Raw genomic sequence first — 16,137 nt, 5'->3', positions numbered from 1 at the left:
TCAACAGGACTTTTCCATGAAACGACTTGAAGGCAAGAGCGCACTGATCACCGGTTCGGCGCGTGGTATCGGCCGCGCCTTTGCCCAGGCCTACATCGCCGAAGGCGCCACCGTGGCCATCGCCGACATCGACCTGCAACGGGCCCAGGCCACCGCCGCTGAATTGGGCCCACAGGCCTATGCCGTCGCCATGGACGTCACCGATCAGGCGTCCATCGACGGCGCAATTACCGCGGTGGTCGCCCAGGCTGGCAAGCTCGATATCCTCATCAACAACGCCGCATTGTTCGACCTGGCGCCCATCGTCGACATCACCCGCGACAGTTACGATCGGCTGTTCTCGATCAACGTCGCCGGCACGCTGTTCACCCTGCAGGCTGCGGCGCGGCAGATGATCAGGCAGGGCCACGGCGGCAAGATCATCAACATGGCCAGCCAGGCCGGGCGCCGGGGTGAGCCGTTGGTGGCGATCTATTGCGCGACCAAGGCGGCGGTGATCAGCCTGACGCAATCGGCGGGGTTGAACCTGATCAAGCAGGGGATCAACGTCAACGCCATCGCACCCGGTGTAGTGGATGGGGAGCATTGGGATGGCGTGGATGCATTGTTTGCCAAGCACGAGGGCCTGGCACCGGGCGAGAAGAAGCAGCGCGTAGGGGCGGAGGTGCCGTTTGGGCGCATGGGCACGGCGGAAGACTTGACGGGTATGGCAATCTTCCTGGCTTCCAAAGAGGCCGACTATGTGGTGGCCCAGACCTACAACGTCGACGGCGGCAACTGGATGAATTGAACTCCGGCAGCGAGTGTTTTACTCGGCAAAACTGCGGTCGAAGAAATAAATATCCCCGGGCTTCAGGTTTTCCACCGTTGCCTGGGGCCTGCCGCCTTCACCTTGCTTTTTACGCCCCGTCTCGCGCAAATACCCCGCCTCAGTCAGCTTCAGCAAGCGCTGACGAATACTGGTCTTCAACACCGGCCGCGCCAGCACCAGGGAAAAAATCGTGGTCGCTTCCGGCGCGCTGAACTCATTGCCCAGGAACATCAGCGGCAAGCTGCTGTACAGCGACTTGGAGAACAAGCGTTCCTGCACGGCGGCCACGATGCTGTTGTGATCGAAGGGCAGCTTGATGCTGCCATCGGCCACTGCCTTCAGTGAAAACCAGCCTTGGTGCTCACCCAACTGCGTCTCATCGCTCACGATCGCCAGGTAGTAGGTGGACGACGACCAGCAGCGCGGGTCGCGAAATGCATCGCCCACCGTACCCACTTGCTCGCTCCAGGCCAGGCTCAGTCCGACCTTGTCACTTGCACGCAAACGCTCCACCGCAGCCTGGAGGCTCAGATCTTGCACATCGCCATTCACCACCACACCCGGTAGCGCCCAATGCCCGGCGAACGGCTCGGCCTCGCGCTTGTTCAGCAACAGTTTCAGTTCGCCAGCGGCGCGGCAGTAAAACAGTACGCACAGGTCGACCGTGTGCAGGTAGGGGCTAAGGGGCATGTTGACGTCCTTCTAGACAGCTGTGGGGCACAGTCTAACGAATCGAGCAGATATGTCATGTACTGGCTCAAGCGTAGATAACCAAATGTTTCTTGCAATGAAAGTACATGACGTGTACTTTTGTTTCCAGGCCACAGGAGAATCGCCATGACCCTCGCGAAAACTGCCATTGCTTCATTCGATGTCGACGCCCAGAAGAGCTTCACGCCACTGTGCCCCAACGAATTGCCGGTGGCCGGCGGCGACCAGATCGGTGCCGAGCTCAACTACATGGCCAGCCTGGCCGGCCATCGCGTCGGCAGCAAGGATGCCCACACCCCGCATGCGCCCTGGGTGGTGTCGCAGCACAGCGAGATGTTGCAACCCACCGGCCTGGCCCATGCCGATGTGACCTGGGTGAGCCATTGCGTACCGGGCACCGAGGGCTTCACCTTGCTGGACGCGTTGCCTACGCCCTATGACTATGACTACTTCATCTGGAAAGGTGTTGAACCCGACCTGCACCCCTACGGCGCCTGTTACCACGACCTGCACGACAAACTGTCCACCGGCGTGATCGAGTACCTGAACGCCCAAGGCGTGACCCGCGTGATCGTCGGCGGCCTGGCCCTGGACTACTGCGTCAAGACCACCGCATTGCAATTGCTCAAGGCCGGCCTGGAGGTGATCCTGCATTTGCCGGCATGCCGAGGTATCACGGAGGAGGGGGGTGTGCAGGCGGTCAATGAGTTGCTCAAGGCTGGTGCCGTCATCAGCAGCACCCGCGAAGAACTGGCCGCGATGGCCGCGCGTTAAGGAGAGACACCATGGAAAGTGCCTACGACTACGAAACGCCCGTTATCCAGGGTTTGCTCGACACCGATTACTACACCTTCACCATGATGCAAGCCGTGTTGCACCAACACCCGAATGTCGATGTGGAATACAACTTCATCGTCCGCTCCAAGGAGAAACTCGGCCACTTGATCCCCGAACTGCGCGCCGAGCTTGAGAAAATGGCCGGGCTGCACATGCGCGAAGGTGAACTGCGCTTTCTGTTCAACCCCCGCTTTCGCGAATACCTCACCCCGGATTACGAGCGTTTCCTCGGCCTGTTCCGCTTCAACCTGCGTTACATTCACGTCAGCGAAATCGACGGCCAACTTAACATCCGCGTGGTTGGCCCGATGCTGCACTGCATCATGTTCGAACAGCCGGTCTTGGCCCAGGTCAGTGAGCTGCGCAACCGCGACAAATACCCCGATGTGACCCTGGAAGACGTCACCCGCAAGCTCTACCAGAAGTTCGACTGGTTGGAGAAAAACCTCAGCCGCGAAGAGCTGGCTGACCTGCGTGTGTCCGACTTTTCTACCCGGCGGCGCTTGTCATTCAAGGCCCAGCGCGAGGTGGTCGATATCATGCGCCGCGACTTCCCCGGTCAGTTCGTCGGCACCAGTAACGCGCACCTGGCCTACGAATTCGACCTGCCGCTGATCGGCACCATGGCCCACCAATGGCTGATGGTGCACCAGCAACTGGGGCGGCTGCGCGAAAGCCAGAACGCTGCGCTGGAAAACTGGGTGCGCGAATACCGTGGCCGCCTGGGTATCGCCCTGACCGACTGCATCAGCACCGACTTTTTCCTCAAGGACTTCGACCTTTACTTCGCCAAGCTGTATGACGGCCTGCGCCAGGATTCCGGTGACCCCATCGTCTGGGCCGACAAGGTGCTGGCCCGCTACAAGCAACTGGGCATCGACCCGATGACCAAGGACTTGATGTTCTCCGACGGCCTGAACTTCGAAAAATGCCTGCCGATCCTGCGCCACGTGCGTGGCAAGGCCCGGTTCGGGTTCGGCATGGGCACCAGCCTGGCCTGCGATGTGGAGGGCGTGGAGCCGTTGAGCATCGTGATGAAGCTGGTGCGGGTGCATGGCGAACCGGTGGTTAAATTCTCGGACGACCCGGTCAAGAACGTCTGCGAAGACGCCTCGTTTTTGCAGTATGCAGCCAAGGTATTCAACGTCGGCCACGTGGAGGTGTGACATGCAAGACCGTATCGTGCAGGAACTGAATATCGACCGCACGCTGGTGAAGGGCGGTGAGGCCAACGAAATCCAGCGGCGCATCGACTTCATCAAGGCCACTTTGCGCGGCTCCGGCTGCAAGGCGTTGGTACTGGGCATCAGTGGGGGTGTTGACTCCCTCACGGCCGGTCGTCTGTGCCAGTTGGCAGTGACGCAATTGCGCGACGAAGACTACGCCGCGCGCTTCATCGCCATGCGCCTGCCTTATAAAACCCAGGCCGACGAAAGCGACGCCCAGGCCTCCCTGGCGTTCATCACCCCGGACCAGATCGACACGCTCAACATCGCCGCCAGCGTCGACGGCCTCATGGCCAGCCTGACCACCACTGAAGCCAGCGCCGCCCATGTCGATTTCATCAAGGGCAACGTCAAGGCACGCACGCGGATGATCGCCCAGTACGCCGTGGCCAACTTGCATGACGGCCTGGTGGTCGGTACCGACCACGGCGCTGAAGCGTTGATGGGGTTTTTCACCAAGTTCGGTGACGGCGCCTGCGATCTGGCCCCGCTGTCAGGCCTGACAAAAACCCAGGTGCGCCTGCTCGCCACGGCCCTTGGCGCCCCCGACAACCTGGTGCACAAACACCCCACCGCCGACCTGGAAGAACTCGTACCCGGCAAGCTGGATGAATATGCCTACGGTTGCACGTATGCAGAGATCGACGCCTACCTGATGGGCGAACCGGTGAGCGAGCGCGTGAGAACCATTGTCGAGCAGGCCTACCTGAAGACCGCCCACAAACGCGCGCTGCCCATTACCCCCTTGTAGGCGCTGGCGAGCCAGTTGCTACAGGGGATTTCGGTCAACGTTCGATTGAGCGGCTCCAGCGCGCATTCCACTCCGGCCGCGCCTGGTTGACCTGGTCCCAATCAATTGAAATCGCGGTCTGCAAGTAACCCTGCATGGCTTCGACCCGTGCCCGGGTCTTGTCGGTGGTCGGCGTGGTCGGGTTCGATGGGATCTGGTCACCTTCTTCCAGCGCCGGGGCCTGGGCTTCGGCGGTGAGCAGGAAGGCTGCCAGTTTCTGCGCCAGTTCCGGCTGGTCGTTACGGGCAATCACACATTCAGCCACGTTCAGCACCACCGCACCTTCCTTGGGTTGCGCATATTCCATGGGCACGCCGAGCAGTTTCTGGGTGGCGACCTGGGTGGGCGTCAGCGGGAAGATCGCGGCTTCGTCGGTCTGCACCATTTCGGAGATCTTCGCGGAGCTGGCGATGTATTCCAGCACATTGGGGCCGACAGTTTTCGGCCAGGCCTTGAAGCCGGGGTCCACGTTGGTTTCGTCGCCGCCCTGGATACGGTTGAACATCAGGAAACCGTGCAGGCCGAAGGTGGATGAAGCCAGGGACTGGAACACCACTTTGTCCTTGAAGCGCGGGTCGGCGAGGTCCATCCAGGAGGTGGGCGCGGCCCAGCCTTTTTCCTTGAACATCTTGGCGTTGTAGCCCAGGCCGGTGACGCCGAGGGTTACGGCCACGGCTTCTTCCTTGATCTTCGCCTTGGCGGGGATCTGTTCCAGGGTCGGGCTTGGCGCCAGCTTGTCGCACAGGCCCATGGCGATGGCGCGGTACATGATCCCATCATCGAGGAACATCACGTGCATCTGCGGGTTGTCTTTGTTGGCCTGGACCTTGGCGAGGATGTCCGACGAGGTGCCGGGCACGATCACCACGTTGACGTTATTGGCCTTTTCGAACGCGGGCAGCACCTTATCGGCGTACACCCGCTCCATGGTGCCGCCGTTCATGCCCAGGTACAGCGTGGGCGCGGCGTGCGCGGTGGAGGCGAGCAGGGCGAGGGACAAGCAGGACAGCGCAATACGTGGGTTCATGGATGTTTTTCCTCTCAGGCTTGGAAACGACGGATGGAAAACGCTTCGATGGGTTGGCGGCTGGCTCCGTCGCAGACGATCTCTGCCAGGGCTTCACCGACCGCAGGACCGAGCTGGAACCCGGCGCCGGCAAAGCCGAAACCGTGGAGCAGGCCGGGTTGAGTGCTGCTGGGGCCGATCACCGGTTCATGATCGGGGAGGTAACCTTCGGTGCCACTCCAAGTGCGGATGGCCTGGGCACCTTTGAGGAACGGGTACAGCTCGCCGGCATTGCGCAGGATCTCCAGCACCGCGGCCTGCCCAGGTCGTGCTTGCTGCGGGCCGAGGGCAAAGCCGCGACCGCCGCCGAGGATGCAATTGCCCCGGGCGACTTGTCGTGCATAGATCCCACCACCTTCGACGCCAGTGCTCACGTCCATCACTACCGGCAAGGGCTCAGTGACCAGCATCGCCGGGTGTGCCGAAGTCATAGGCACTGCTTCGCCAAACTGCTCGGCCACCGCACCTGCCCACGCCCCGGCGCAATTGAGCAGCCACGGCGCTTGCAGATGCAGGCCGTTGGCGCAGTGCACCTGGAAGTGCTGGCCGTCATGCTCGATACGCGTGACCTGCGACTGTTCATAAATGTGCGCACCGCGGTGTTTCGCCGCGCGAGCAAAGGCGGGCGACACCAGACGTGGGTTGGCGTGGCCATCTTCCGGGCAGAGCGAGGCGCCTACGGCGATATCACCCACCCACGGGAAGCGTGCACGCAATGCGGTGTAGTCGAGCAACTGCAAACCCAGGCCAAATCCCCGTGTCTGCTCGGCATACGCCTGCAACGCTGAGAAATCGGCGTGACTGCGCGCCAGCTTCAAATGCCCGGAGCGCACGTATTCGCCGTCAATGCCGATCAATCCCGGCAAGTCCGCCCACAGCTGGTGGGCGCGTTGCGACAGTGGTAACTGGTGCAATGGCCGGCCTTGGCGCCGCACGCCGCCATAGTTGACGCCGCTGGAATGGGAGCCGCAGAAATCCCGCTCCACCAGCGCCACCCGCTGGCTTTTCTGCGCCAGCATCAGCGCTGCCGAGGCGCCGACGATCCCGCCGCCCAGTACGATGACGTCGATCATGGCTGTACCTCCACGCCAAACGGGAGCGGTTTGATCGGCGCCTGGCCCCGCAAGCGGCCGACGTGTTCGATGGCCCGACCACTGCGTTCGGCGACAATCTCCGCTGCCGCCAACCCGCACATCCGGCCCTGGCAGCGGCCCATGCCTACCCGACAATGGGCCTTGACGCGATTGATCTCCCAGTGACCTTCATCCACCACCGCGCGTACGTCGCCGACGCTGACTTCTTCGCAACGACAGAGGATCAACTCATCGGGGGCTTCGGCTGCCCATTCCTCCGGGAACGGGAATGCGGTTTCCAAGCCATGGCGAAAGCGCTGGATGGCCGTCAGTTGTTGCTCCAGCACAGCAGGGCGGCGGTGATCGATGGCAATGCGCGAATCCTCGAGCACGGCCAGCGCCGCACGTTCACCCGCCATTTGCGCCGCATCCGCGCCCATGATTCCGGCGCCATCGCCCGCCAGGTACACGCCATTGACGCTGCTGCGTCCGGCGCTGTCCCGATGGGGCAACCATGCGCGGTTCAGGGCACTCCAAGCGAACTCACAGCCGAGCAAGTCCGCCAGCTGCGTCTCGCTGCGCAGGGCGTGGGCGAAGGCCACGGCGTCGCATTCCAAGGCCTGATCATCCCATTGAATGCCGCTGACCCGTTGCGCGCCGTCGATCTGTTGAAGCGTGGCGCCTTGATGCACGGGAATCCCATGGGCCGTCAGCCAGGCGCGGTAATACAAGCCTTTGGCTAACGTCGCCGGTTGCCCTAACAGCGCCGGTAATGCACGGCACTGGGCACTGAACGGCGCGCTGTCGAGCACCGCCACCACCCTGGCGCCGGCCTTGGCGTATTGATAGGCGACCAGGTAGAGCAACGGCCCGCTGCCACAAAACGCGACGCGCTCACCGATGGCGCAGCCCTGGTACTTCAGCGCGATTTGCGCCGCACCCAGGCTATACACGCCCGGCAAGGTCCAGCCCGGCACGGGCAGGATGCGGTCGGTGGCGCCCGTGGCGACGATGAGTTGCGCGTACTCGATGCTTTCGGCGCGGCCGTTGTTGAGCATGTCCAGGCGCCCGTCCTCGGCATTCCACACCAGGGTTTCAGGGCGGTAGTCGATAAGGGGGGCGAGCTCATCCATCGTGCGGTGCATGGCTTGGGCCTTGCGGGCTTCAAATCCGTAGATCTGCTTGGCGGTGCGTTGAAAGCCCAGCGGTTGACGTCGATAAATCTGCCCGCCGCCGCGCAAGCTTTCATCCACCAGGCAAGGTTTGATGCCGTGGTCGAGCAACGTGCGCGCCGCGCTGATTCCGGCCGGGCCTGCGCCCACAATCACCACGGGCTTCATGGTCGGCGCCCCGGATCGCGGCTGATGGCCTGGCCTTCTTCCAGTAGCGTCGAACAGGCGCGCACGCGGCGCCCGTCTTCAAGCCGCACCCAACAATCCTGGCACGCGCCCATCAGGCAGAAACCGGCCCGTCGTTCGGCGCTGAAGTCACTGCCACGCAGGTGTTCGGCGCAGGTCAGTACGGCGGTCAGCAGGGTGTCACCGAGCAAACCGCTGGCAGGTTGCCCATCAAGGGTGAAGGCCAGGGCCGGGCGCTGGGTTTCGGCCAGGCGTTTGAACAGGGCCATCAGTGTTTCCCCACCAATACACGGTCCAGGCCGTAGACCCGGTCCAACAGGATCATGGTGGCCGCTGTCAATGCAATCACCAGCGCCGACACCGCCGCCATCATCGGATCGATGGACTCGGTGGCATACACATACATGCGCACCGGCAAGGTCTGGGTCGCCGGCGAACTGACGAAGATCGACAACGTCACCTCATCGAAACTGTTGATGAACGCCAACAGCCAGCCGCCCGCCACGCCGGGCAGGATCATCGGCAGGGTGATCTGGCGAAACAGCGTAAAGCGGCTGGCACCCAGGGACTCGGCAGCCTGCTCGGCGCTGCGATCAATACCAATCGCGGCGGCCAACACCAGGCGCAGCACGTACGGGGTGATGATCACCACATGGGCCAGCATCAGCCAGGTGAAGCTGCCATTGACGCCCATCAGCGCGAACAAGCGCAGCATCGCCACGCCCAGCACCAGGTGCGGGATGATGATCGGCGACAGGAACAACGCGCTGAAAAAATTGCGCCCTGGGAACGTGTACCGGCTGATCGCCAAGGCCGCTGGCACGGCGATCAAGGTGGCCAGGGTCGCGGCGGTGAATGCCAGAATGAGGCTGTTATAGAACGCCTGGATGAAATCCGCGCGCTCGAACACCGCGCGAAACCATCGCAGGGAGAAGCCCGACGTGGGCAGGCTCAAGGTGTTTTCCGGCGTGAAGGCCACCAGGCACACCACCACCAGTGGCGCCATCATGAACAGCACCACCACACCGTGGAAACCGAGGGCCAAAGGACCGTTTCTGGACATGCGCTTAAACCCCCAGGGACTTTTTGTAGCGGCCTTCGACCATGCGGTTCCAGCTCAGCATGATCAGCAGATTGACCAACAGCAGCACCACCGCGATGGTCGCGCCCATGGGCCAGTTGAGTTCCGAGAGGTATTGGTCGTACACCACGGTGGCGACCATTTTCAGGCGACGACCGCCGAGCAGGCCAGGGATCGCAAAGGAACTGGCGGCCAGGCCAAACACGATCAAGGTGCCGGACAGCACGCCGGGCATGACCTGCGGCAATACGATCTTGCGCATCACCGTGGCCTGGCTGGCGCCCAGGGACAACGCGGCTTGTTCAGCCGACGGGTCGAGCTTCTGCAGGGAGGTCCACACCGGGATGATCATGAACGGCAGCATCACGTGCACCAGGGCAATGATCACCGCGAACGGCGTGTACAGCAGCTTCACCGGGCGCCCGCCGAGGAACTGGATGACCTGGTTCGCCAACCCGTCTGCGCCAAGCAACAGGCTCCAGCCAAAGGCGCGCACCACCACCGAAATCAGCAAGGGCGTAAGGATCAGGATCAGGAAGATCGAGCGCCATGGCGTGCCCATGCGGCTGAGGATGTAGGCCTCGGGCACACCGATCAGCACGCACAACAGCGTGACCAGTGCACTGATCCAGAAGGTGCGCCAGAAGATCTCGTAGAAGTACGAGTCGCTCAATAGCGACAGGTAATGCGCGAAGGTCCATTCATCGGCCTTCACGCCCACCTGGTAGTCGAACACGTTGAACGACAACACCAGGGTCAGCCCCAACGGCAGGATCAGCAACCCGGCAAACAGCACCAGGGCGGGCAATGACAACAGGTAGCCCCGGCTCATGCGTGCACCTCATCCTTCGCCAACACGCGTAGCAGACTGGCTTGCCAGTCCAGGCCCACCGCCGCACCGCAACCGAGCGGCGCGCTGCCGTCGTTGCTGCGCACCACGGTGATTTCGCCCAGGCTGGTGTGGATGCGATACAGCCATTGGCTGCCGAAAAAGTAGCTGTCGAGGACCTTGCCTTGCAGTCGGCCGCTGCCTGCGTCGACCAATTGGATCTTTTCCGGACGCAGGCTCAGGGTCAGTTCGCCGTCGCCGCTTTCGTGACGTACTTGTGGGCTTCCCAACAGGTCGTAGTCGCCCGGCAACAGGTTAGCCTTGCCGACAAAGTCCGAGATGAAGCGGGTACGCGGGTGTTCGTAGAGCTTGTACGGTGCGTCGATCTGGGTCACGCGCCCGGCTTGCATGACCACCACGCGGTCGCTGATGGACAGCGCTTCGGCCTGGTCGTGGGTGACCATCAAGGTGGTGATACCGACGGCGCACTGGATGCGGCGGATTTCGAACTGCATCTCTTCGCGCAAGTTGGCGTCGAGGTTGGACAGCGGTTCATCCAGCAGCAACACCGGCGGCTCAATCACCAGTGCGCGGGCGAGGGCCACGCGCTGGCGTTGGCCGCCGGACAGTTCACGCGGGTAACGGTCGGCGTGGGGGGCCAGGCGCACCAGTTCCAGCACAGTCTTGACCTTGCTGGCGATCTCGGCGGCCGGCACTTTGCGCATCTTCAGGCCGAAGGCGACGTTGTCGCGCACGCTCATGTGCGGGAACAGCGCGTAGCTCTGGAACACCACGCCCAGGCCTCGACTGGCGGGCTTGGCGTGGGTGATGTCACGGCCGTCGAGCAGGATCTGCCCGCCACTTACATCAACGAAGCCGGCGATCATTTGCAGCGTGGTGGTCTTGCCACAGCCCGAGGGGCCGAGCAGGGAAACGAACTCGCCTTTTTCCACCGCAAGGTCAGTGGCGACCACCGCATCGACGGCGCCATAGCGTTTGCTCAAGGCGTTGAGTTGGAGAAATGCCATGTCTGCGTTCCACCTTTTTTGAGTCGCGTCGAAACGCGCTTTTTTGTTTTGGGCAGATGCGAATGAGGTGTAGCCGGTGCGTTGGCGCTCGATCTTGAGTCGGCTGCCGTTAGTTGTTCAATTCGCCCCTGTGGACGCAGATTAGGACGAAGACTAGGATGGGCGGAAGATGGAATTTCACTGAATGGACTACTATTTTCAAATTTATTCACTCACCGGAATTAACTAAGATATTGGTTATTATGGATTCCACTGATCGAAATGATGGCGGTAAAGAAGTGGGTGCCGGTGCGGTGTCTCGGCTGTTCGCGCTGCTGCGCACCCTGGGTCAGGTGCCGGAGGGCGGCGAACGCGTTACCCAGCTCGCGCAACAGGTGGGCCTGTCCCAACCCACCACTCACCGGCTGCTGCGCAGCCTGATGGACGAAGGCATGGTCGAGCAGGACGCACGCAGCAAGCGCTATCGCCTGAGCCTGGAGTTCTTCGCCCTGGCGGCGCATGCGGGCAAGACCGGCAACCTGCGTGACCTGGTGCGGCCAAGCATGTTGCGCCTGAGCGCATCATTGGGTGATTCGCTGTTCCTGCTGGCGCGTTCAGGCTTCGATGCGATCTGCCTGGACCGCAGCGAAGGCCCGTACCCGATCCGCACCTTCACCGGCGATATCGGCGGGCGCGTGGCATTGGGTGTGGGGCAGGGCAGCCTGGCGATCCTGGCGTTCTTGCCGGAGGAGGAGCGCGAGACGGTGATCCGTTACAACTTGCCACGGCTCAAGGACTTCCACCTGTATGACGAAGTGCTGCTGCGCTCGGAAGTGGAGAACGTGCGCAACCTGGGCTATGCCGCACGCAATACCGGGGTGTTGGAAGGCATGGCGGGGTTGGCGGTGCCGATCCTCAATCGTGACGGACATGCGGTGGCGGCATTGAGTGTGGCGACCATCAGCGATCGGCTGGGGCCGAGCCGGTTGCCAATGGTGGTGGAGTTGTTGAAGCGCGAAGCGGCGGCGATCGGGCCCCGGATCAATCCGTTTGATCCGACGTTGCGCCGGCCCTCACAAACCTTCGGCGGGTAACGATTTCAGCCACGATGAAGAGCAAAAAATGGGGGAGCGGGCCTCACACACATTCAGATGGCGGCCAGGGCGACTGAGGTGGCCGCCGTGCGGGTCTCCACGCCCAACTTCACATACACATGCTCCAGATGCTTGTTTACCGTCCTCGGGCTCAACCCCAGAATATCCCCGATATCCCGATTGGTTTTCCCGCACGCCACCCAGCGCAGCACCTCTACCTCACGCTCGGTCAACTGAAACCGGGCTGACAGCAGCCTCTGCGCCGGCTCATCTTCAAGCGTCAACACACTCGGCTGCTGCGCCTCCCGCGCCGACAACAAAATACGTGACGTGCGCAAATGTGCCGCCACCCGCGCCAGTACCTCGTCGGTCTGGATCGGCTTGGTCACGTAGTCACTGCCACCCACTTCAAAACCCTGCACCACGTGCCTGGTGTCGGTCAGCCCGGTCATGAACACCACCGGGATGTCCGCACTGGCGGGTTGCGCCTTGAGCCGGCGGCAGGTTTCGAAGCCGTCCAGGCCGGGCATCATTGCGTCCAGCAGGATCAGGTCCGGGCGCCGGCGTTGTACGCGGTTCAACGCGCTGAGGCCATCGAGGGCCACCAGCACCATATAGCCCGCGTCGTCGAGGGCGTCAGAGAGCATCGCCAGGTTATCCGGCGTGTCGTCGACGATCAGCACAACGCCGGGTTCAGTGCTGCGGGTGAGTGCATTCATCTTCGGCCTCCTTGAGGGTGCGGTTGAGTTCATCCAGGCGAAAACCCTTGAGCAGCCCGCGTACCTTGCTGATGAAAGGCTCGGTGTCGGGCTGCTGCGCAAGGATCGTGTCGAGTTTTTCGTGCAGGCCGCGCACGTAACCGATGGCGCTGAGTTCGGCGAGTACCGCCAGGTCTTCGGCGCCGGGCAGCACACGGGGAGGCGGTGGCGGTATCGAGCGCTGGGTGCGCCGCAGCCAGTGCAGGTCCAGGTGCTGTTGCAGGCGCCCGAGCAGCTCCGGCGTGCGCACGGGCTTGGCCAGGTAGTCGTTGCAAGCGGCGGCAATGCTGCGTTCGCGGTCGTCGGTAAAGGCGTTGGCCGAGATCACGATGATCGGTGCGGTGCACAGCGCATTACGGCGGATCAGGCGGCTGGTTTCGTAGCCATCCAGGGTCGGCATCGACAGGTCCATCAGGATCAGGTCCGGCGCCAGCAGCGCCACCTGGCGGATCGCGTCCTGGCCATTACTGGCCTGGATCACCTCGAAGCCCAGCGGCGTGAGCATGCCGCTGAGCACCTTGCGATGGTCTACATGGTCATCCACCACCAGGATGCGCCGCCGCTCGCCTTGATAACCGATGATGTCGTGCTCCACATGCACCACCGCTTGCGGCGCGCGCACCTGAGACAGGAACAGCCGCACCTGGAAGCAGGTGCCCTTGTCCAGCTCGCTGGTTACTCGCAGTTCGCCGCCCATCAACGCAGTCAGCATGCGCGTGATAGTCAGCCCCAGGCCCACGCCGTTGTCCTGGCGCATCAGGTCGCCGCGCTCGAACGGCTGGAATATCCGCTCCAACTGCCCAGGATCGATGCCGATGCCGGTGTCGATAATCTCGAAGTTGGCGGTCTCGCGCATATAACTGACCCGCAGGCGCACTTCGCCGCTGTCGGTGAAGTTCACGGCGTTGCCCAGCAGGTTGATCAGGATCTGGCGCACGCGTTTTTCATCGCCGCGCACCACCGCCGGGATCTTGCCCACGCAGTCCAGGCGAAAACGCAGACCCTTGTCGTGAGCTTGCGGGGTGAACATCTGCTCCAGGTCGTGGAGCAGCTCGGGGAAGGGGATTTCGGTGAGTTCCAGGCGCAACTTGCCGGCCTCGATCTTGGCCACGTCGAGCAAACCGTCGATCAATGACACCAAGTGCGAACCACTGCGCAGGATGGTCGCCAGTGCATCCTGATGCTGTTCGGGCATGGCGCTGTCGCGCTGCAGAATCTGGGTGAAGCCAAGGATGCTGTTGAGCGGCGTGCGCAGTTCGTGGGACAGCCCAGTGACGTAGCGGCTCTTGGCGGCATTCGCGGCTTCCGAGGCTTCCTTGGCTTGCTGCAGGGCCTGGTCGGTGAGGCTGTGGGCGTCGATTTCCTGCATCAGCAGCAGGGTTTGGCGGTCGGATTCCTCCTGGGCTACGCCACGGCTTTCGCGGGTCAGCACCACCCACCAGGCGAGCACGGCGGCCAGGACCGAGAGGGTCAGGAACGCCTTGAAGAACGCCTGGTACAGGGTTTCCGAATGGGGCAAGCCCTGGGCTGCCTGTACGTAGATCAACGCCAATGCGCCGGCCAGCATCAGCACCAGGGCGAGCAACAATCCCAGGTAATGGGCCAGGCGTGTGTGCAGGCGCGGCATCATCGTGTTGGGCAGCAGCCAGCGCAGTACGCCTTCGAACTGGGTGACCAGGCGGGCGTGGGGCTTGCAACGATCACCGCAGCGCGCATCCAGCGAGCAACACAGTGAGCAGATCGGCGTGCTGTAGGCCGGACAGAACGCCATGTCCGCGGTCTCGAACGGGTTGCTGCACAGCCCGCACACCGCGTGGGTCGCGGGGGCAACCGGGTGAATCAACTGCACGTCGCTGGTGCGGGCGATGTAGTACTTGCCCTGGGTCAGCCAGGCCAGCAGCGGCGCCATCACCAGCGCCGTGCTCAGGGCCACGAAGGGCGGTGCCGCCTGGGCCAGGGCGCCGAACAGGCCGAAGTGGGCGAGGATCGACAGCAACGACGCAATCAGCATCGAGCCGACGCCCACCGGGTTGATATCGTAGAGGTGCGCGCGCTTGAACTCGATGTGCCGGGGCGACAGGCCCAATGGCTTATTGATCACCAGGTCCGCCACCAGCGTGCCGATCCACGCGATCGCGATATTGGCGTAGAGCCCCAGCACCTGGTCGATGACGTCGAACACGCCCAACTCCATCAGCATCAGCGCGATGGCCACATTGAACACCAGCCACACCACGCGGCCGGGGTGGCTGTGGGTCACGCGGGCGAAAAAGTTCGACCAGGCCAGGGAGCCCGCGTAGGCATTGGTCAGGTTGATCTTCATTTGCGAAATGATCACGAACAGCACCATGGCGCCGAGCGCCCATTCCGGCGAACTGAACACGTAGCGGAACGCAACCAGGTACATCTGGGTCGGCTCGGCAGCGCGTTCCATGGGGATTTCATGTTGCAGCGCGAGAAACGCCAGGAACGCCCCGGCGAACATCTTCAAAGCGCCGGGGATGATCCAGCCGGGGCCGGCGCAGAGCAGGGCGGCCCACCAGCGCTTGCGGTTGGCAGCAGTTTTTTCCGGCAGGAACCGCAGATAATCCACCTGTTCACCGATCTGCGTCACCAGCGACAACGCCACCGTGCAGGCGGCGCAGAACGCCAACAGGTTGAAGCCGCCGCCGTCACCGCTGCGTCCGACAAAGCTGGTCCAGTCGCTGAAGGCGTCGGGGTTCTTCCACCCCACAAAGCCATACGGCAGCACCAGCAACAACAGCCAGATCGGTTGCGTCCACAGTTGCAGGCGGCTGATCAGCGTCACGCCGTACGCCACAAGTGGGATCACCAGCAGCGAGCAGATCACATAGGCCAGGGCCAGCGGGATATGGAAATACAGCTCCAGTGCCAGCGCCATGATCGCCGCTTCCAGGGCGAAGAACAGGAAAGTGAAGCTGGCGTAGATCAGCGAGGTGATGGTGGAACCGATATAGCCGAAGCCGGCGCCACGGGTGAGCAGGTCCATGTCCACGCCGTAGCGCGCGGCGTAATAGCTGATGGGCAGGCCGGTGAGGAAGATCACCACGCTGATGGCGAGGATCGCCCAGAAGGTGTTGGTAAAACCGTAGTTCAAGGCCAGCACGCCGCCGATGGCCTCCAGCGCCAGGAACGACACCGCGCCGAGTGCGGTGTTGGCAATGCGCAGCTCGGACCACTTGCGGAAGGACTTGGGGGTGTAGCGCAGGGCGTAGTCTTCCATGGTCTCGTCGGCGACCCAGGTGTTGTAGTCGCGGCGGATCTTGACGATGCGCTGGGTGCCGGAAGGAGGGTGCACGGCGGGAGACTCCGGAAAGAGGGCGGGTGTTAATGAGCAAGTTCCATGCCCCGATTCAAAATGTGGGAGCTGGCTTGCCTGCGATGGCGGTGGGTCAGGCATGGGGAAGTCGGTTGATACACCGCCATCGCAGGCAAGCCAGCTCCCACATTGATCGGTGCTGTCAGGGCGGGCGGG

At 62.7% G+C, this 16,137-nt stretch carries 15 protein-coding genes; 5 read left to right on the top strand and 10 right to left on the bottom strand.

All coding sequences use genetic code 11. The annotated features are described in order from the left end of the window. The first annotated feature begins 16 nt into the window (after positions 1-16). The gene (locus AB4O08_RS01650; protein ID WP_010211099.1) at positions 17-790 is read left to right on the top strand and encodes an L-iditol 2-dehydrogenase; all 774 of its coding nucleotides are present in this window, start codon (positions 17-19) and stop codon (positions 788-790) included. Between the two features lie 18 nt (positions 791-808). On the opposite strand, the gene AB4O08_RS01645 is transcribed toward AB4O08_RS01650, so the two are convergent. Next, on the bottom strand, positions 809-1,501 hold the full coding sequence (locus tag AB4O08_RS01645; RefSeq protein ID WP_010211098.1) for an NUDIX hydrolase: 693 nt from the start codon (positions 1,499-1,501) through the stop codon (positions 809-811). A 147-nt stretch (positions 1,502-1,648) separates the two neighbouring features. Here AB4O08_RS01645 and AB4O08_RS01640 point away from each other — a divergent pair, with 147 nt between their 5' ends. Genes AB4O08_RS01640 through nadE form a run of 3 tightly spaced genes read left to right on the top strand, consistent with a single transcriptional unit; the run spans position 1,649 to position 4,336 of the window. Beyond that, entirely contained in the window at positions 1,649-2,296 is a 648-nt protein-coding gene (locus AB4O08_RS01640) for a nicotinamidase (RefSeq protein WP_010211097.1), read from the top strand. 11 nt (positions 2,297-2,307) lie between these two features. Continuing rightward, a complete protein-coding gene (gene pncB / locus AB4O08_RS01635) occupies positions 2,308-3,525 on the top strand; it encodes a nicotinate phosphoribosyltransferase (RefSeq protein ID WP_460114661.1) in 1,218 nt (405 codons plus the stop codon). 1 nt (position 3,526) lies between these two features. Further along, positions 3,527-4,336, top strand: coding sequence for an ammonia-dependent NAD(+) synthetase (nadE, locus tag AB4O08_RS01630; protein ID WP_010211094.1), 810 nt, complete (start codon positions 3,527-3,529; stop codon positions 4,334-4,336). Positions 4,337-4,370: 34 nt separating this feature from the next. Here nadE and AB4O08_RS01625 read toward each other — a convergent pair whose 3' ends face one another. Genes AB4O08_RS01625 through AB4O08_RS01595 form a run of 7 tightly spaced genes read right to left on the bottom strand, consistent with a single transcriptional unit; the run spans position 4,371 to position 10,810 of the window. Continuing rightward, the gene (locus AB4O08_RS01625; RefSeq protein ID WP_010211093.1) at positions 4,371-5,402 is read right to left on the bottom strand and encodes an ABC transporter substrate-binding protein; all 1,032 of its coding nucleotides are present in this window, start codon (positions 5,400-5,402) and stop codon (positions 4,371-4,373) included. A gap of 14 nt (positions 5,403-5,416) precedes the next feature. Continuing rightward, a complete protein-coding gene (locus AB4O08_RS01620; RefSeq protein WP_010211092.1) occupies positions 5,417-6,514 on the bottom strand; it encodes an NAD(P)/FAD-dependent oxidoreductase in 1,098 nt (365 codons plus the stop codon). Continuing rightward, positions 6,511-7,854 (bottom strand): FAD/NAD(P)-dependent oxidoreductase, encoded by a 1,344-nt coding sequence (locus AB4O08_RS01615; protein WP_137206122.1) that lies wholly within the window; start codon positions 7,852-7,854, stop codon positions 6,511-6,513. Before AB4O08_RS01615 ends, AB4O08_RS01620 begins: the two co-directional genes overlap by 4 nt. Then, a complete protein-coding gene (locus AB4O08_RS01610; protein WP_010211090.1) occupies positions 7,851-8,141 on the bottom strand; it encodes a (2Fe-2S)-binding protein in 291 nt (96 codons plus the stop codon). The genes AB4O08_RS01615 and AB4O08_RS01610 overlap by 4 nt, the downstream gene beginning before the upstream one ends. Further along, positions 8,141-8,935, bottom strand: coding sequence for an ABC transporter permease (locus AB4O08_RS01605; RefSeq protein ID WP_010211089.1), 795 nt, complete (start codon positions 8,933-8,935; stop codon positions 8,141-8,143). The genes AB4O08_RS01610 and AB4O08_RS01605 overlap by 1 nt, the downstream gene beginning before the upstream one ends. A 4-nt stretch (positions 8,936-8,939) precedes the next feature. After that, entirely contained in the window at positions 8,940-9,785 is an 846-nt protein-coding gene (locus tag AB4O08_RS01600) for an ABC transporter permease (protein ID WP_021493287.1), read from the bottom strand. After that, a complete protein-coding gene (locus tag AB4O08_RS01595) occupies positions 9,782-10,810 on the bottom strand; it encodes an ABC transporter ATP-binding protein (protein WP_021493286.1) in 1,029 nt (342 codons plus the stop codon). Before AB4O08_RS01595 ends, AB4O08_RS01600 begins: the two co-directional genes overlap by 4 nt. 242 nt (positions 10,811-11,052) lie before the next feature. Between AB4O08_RS01595 and AB4O08_RS01590 the strand changes: the two genes are divergently transcribed. Continuing rightward, positions 11,053-11,883 (top strand): IclR family transcriptional regulator, encoded by an 831-nt coding sequence (locus tag AB4O08_RS01590; protein WP_021493285.1) that lies wholly within the window; start codon positions 11,053-11,055, stop codon positions 11,881-11,883. Between the two features lie 53 nt (positions 11,884-11,936). Here AB4O08_RS01590 and AB4O08_RS01585 read toward each other — a convergent pair whose 3' ends face one another. Together AB4O08_RS01585 and AB4O08_RS01580 are read right to left on the bottom strand one after the other, a co-directional pair. Then, positions 11,937-12,602, bottom strand: a complete 666-nt coding sequence (locus tag AB4O08_RS01585; RefSeq protein WP_010211084.1) for a response regulator — start codon at positions 12,600-12,602, stop codon at positions 11,937-11,939. Beyond that, the gene (locus tag AB4O08_RS01580; RefSeq protein ID WP_010211083.1) at positions 12,577-15,960 is read right to left on the bottom strand and encodes an ATP-binding protein; all 3,384 of its coding nucleotides are present in this window, start codon (positions 15,958-15,960) and stop codon (positions 12,577-12,579) included. The genes AB4O08_RS01585 and AB4O08_RS01580 overlap by 26 nt, the downstream gene beginning before the upstream one ends. Positions 15,961-16,137 lie beyond the last annotated feature (177 nt).

It is taken from the genome of Pseudomonas sp. H3_E07 (assembly GCF_054668895.1).
Note: the sequence above shows the minus strand (reverse complement) of the source record. Positions and strands in the feature narration are given on the sequence as shown.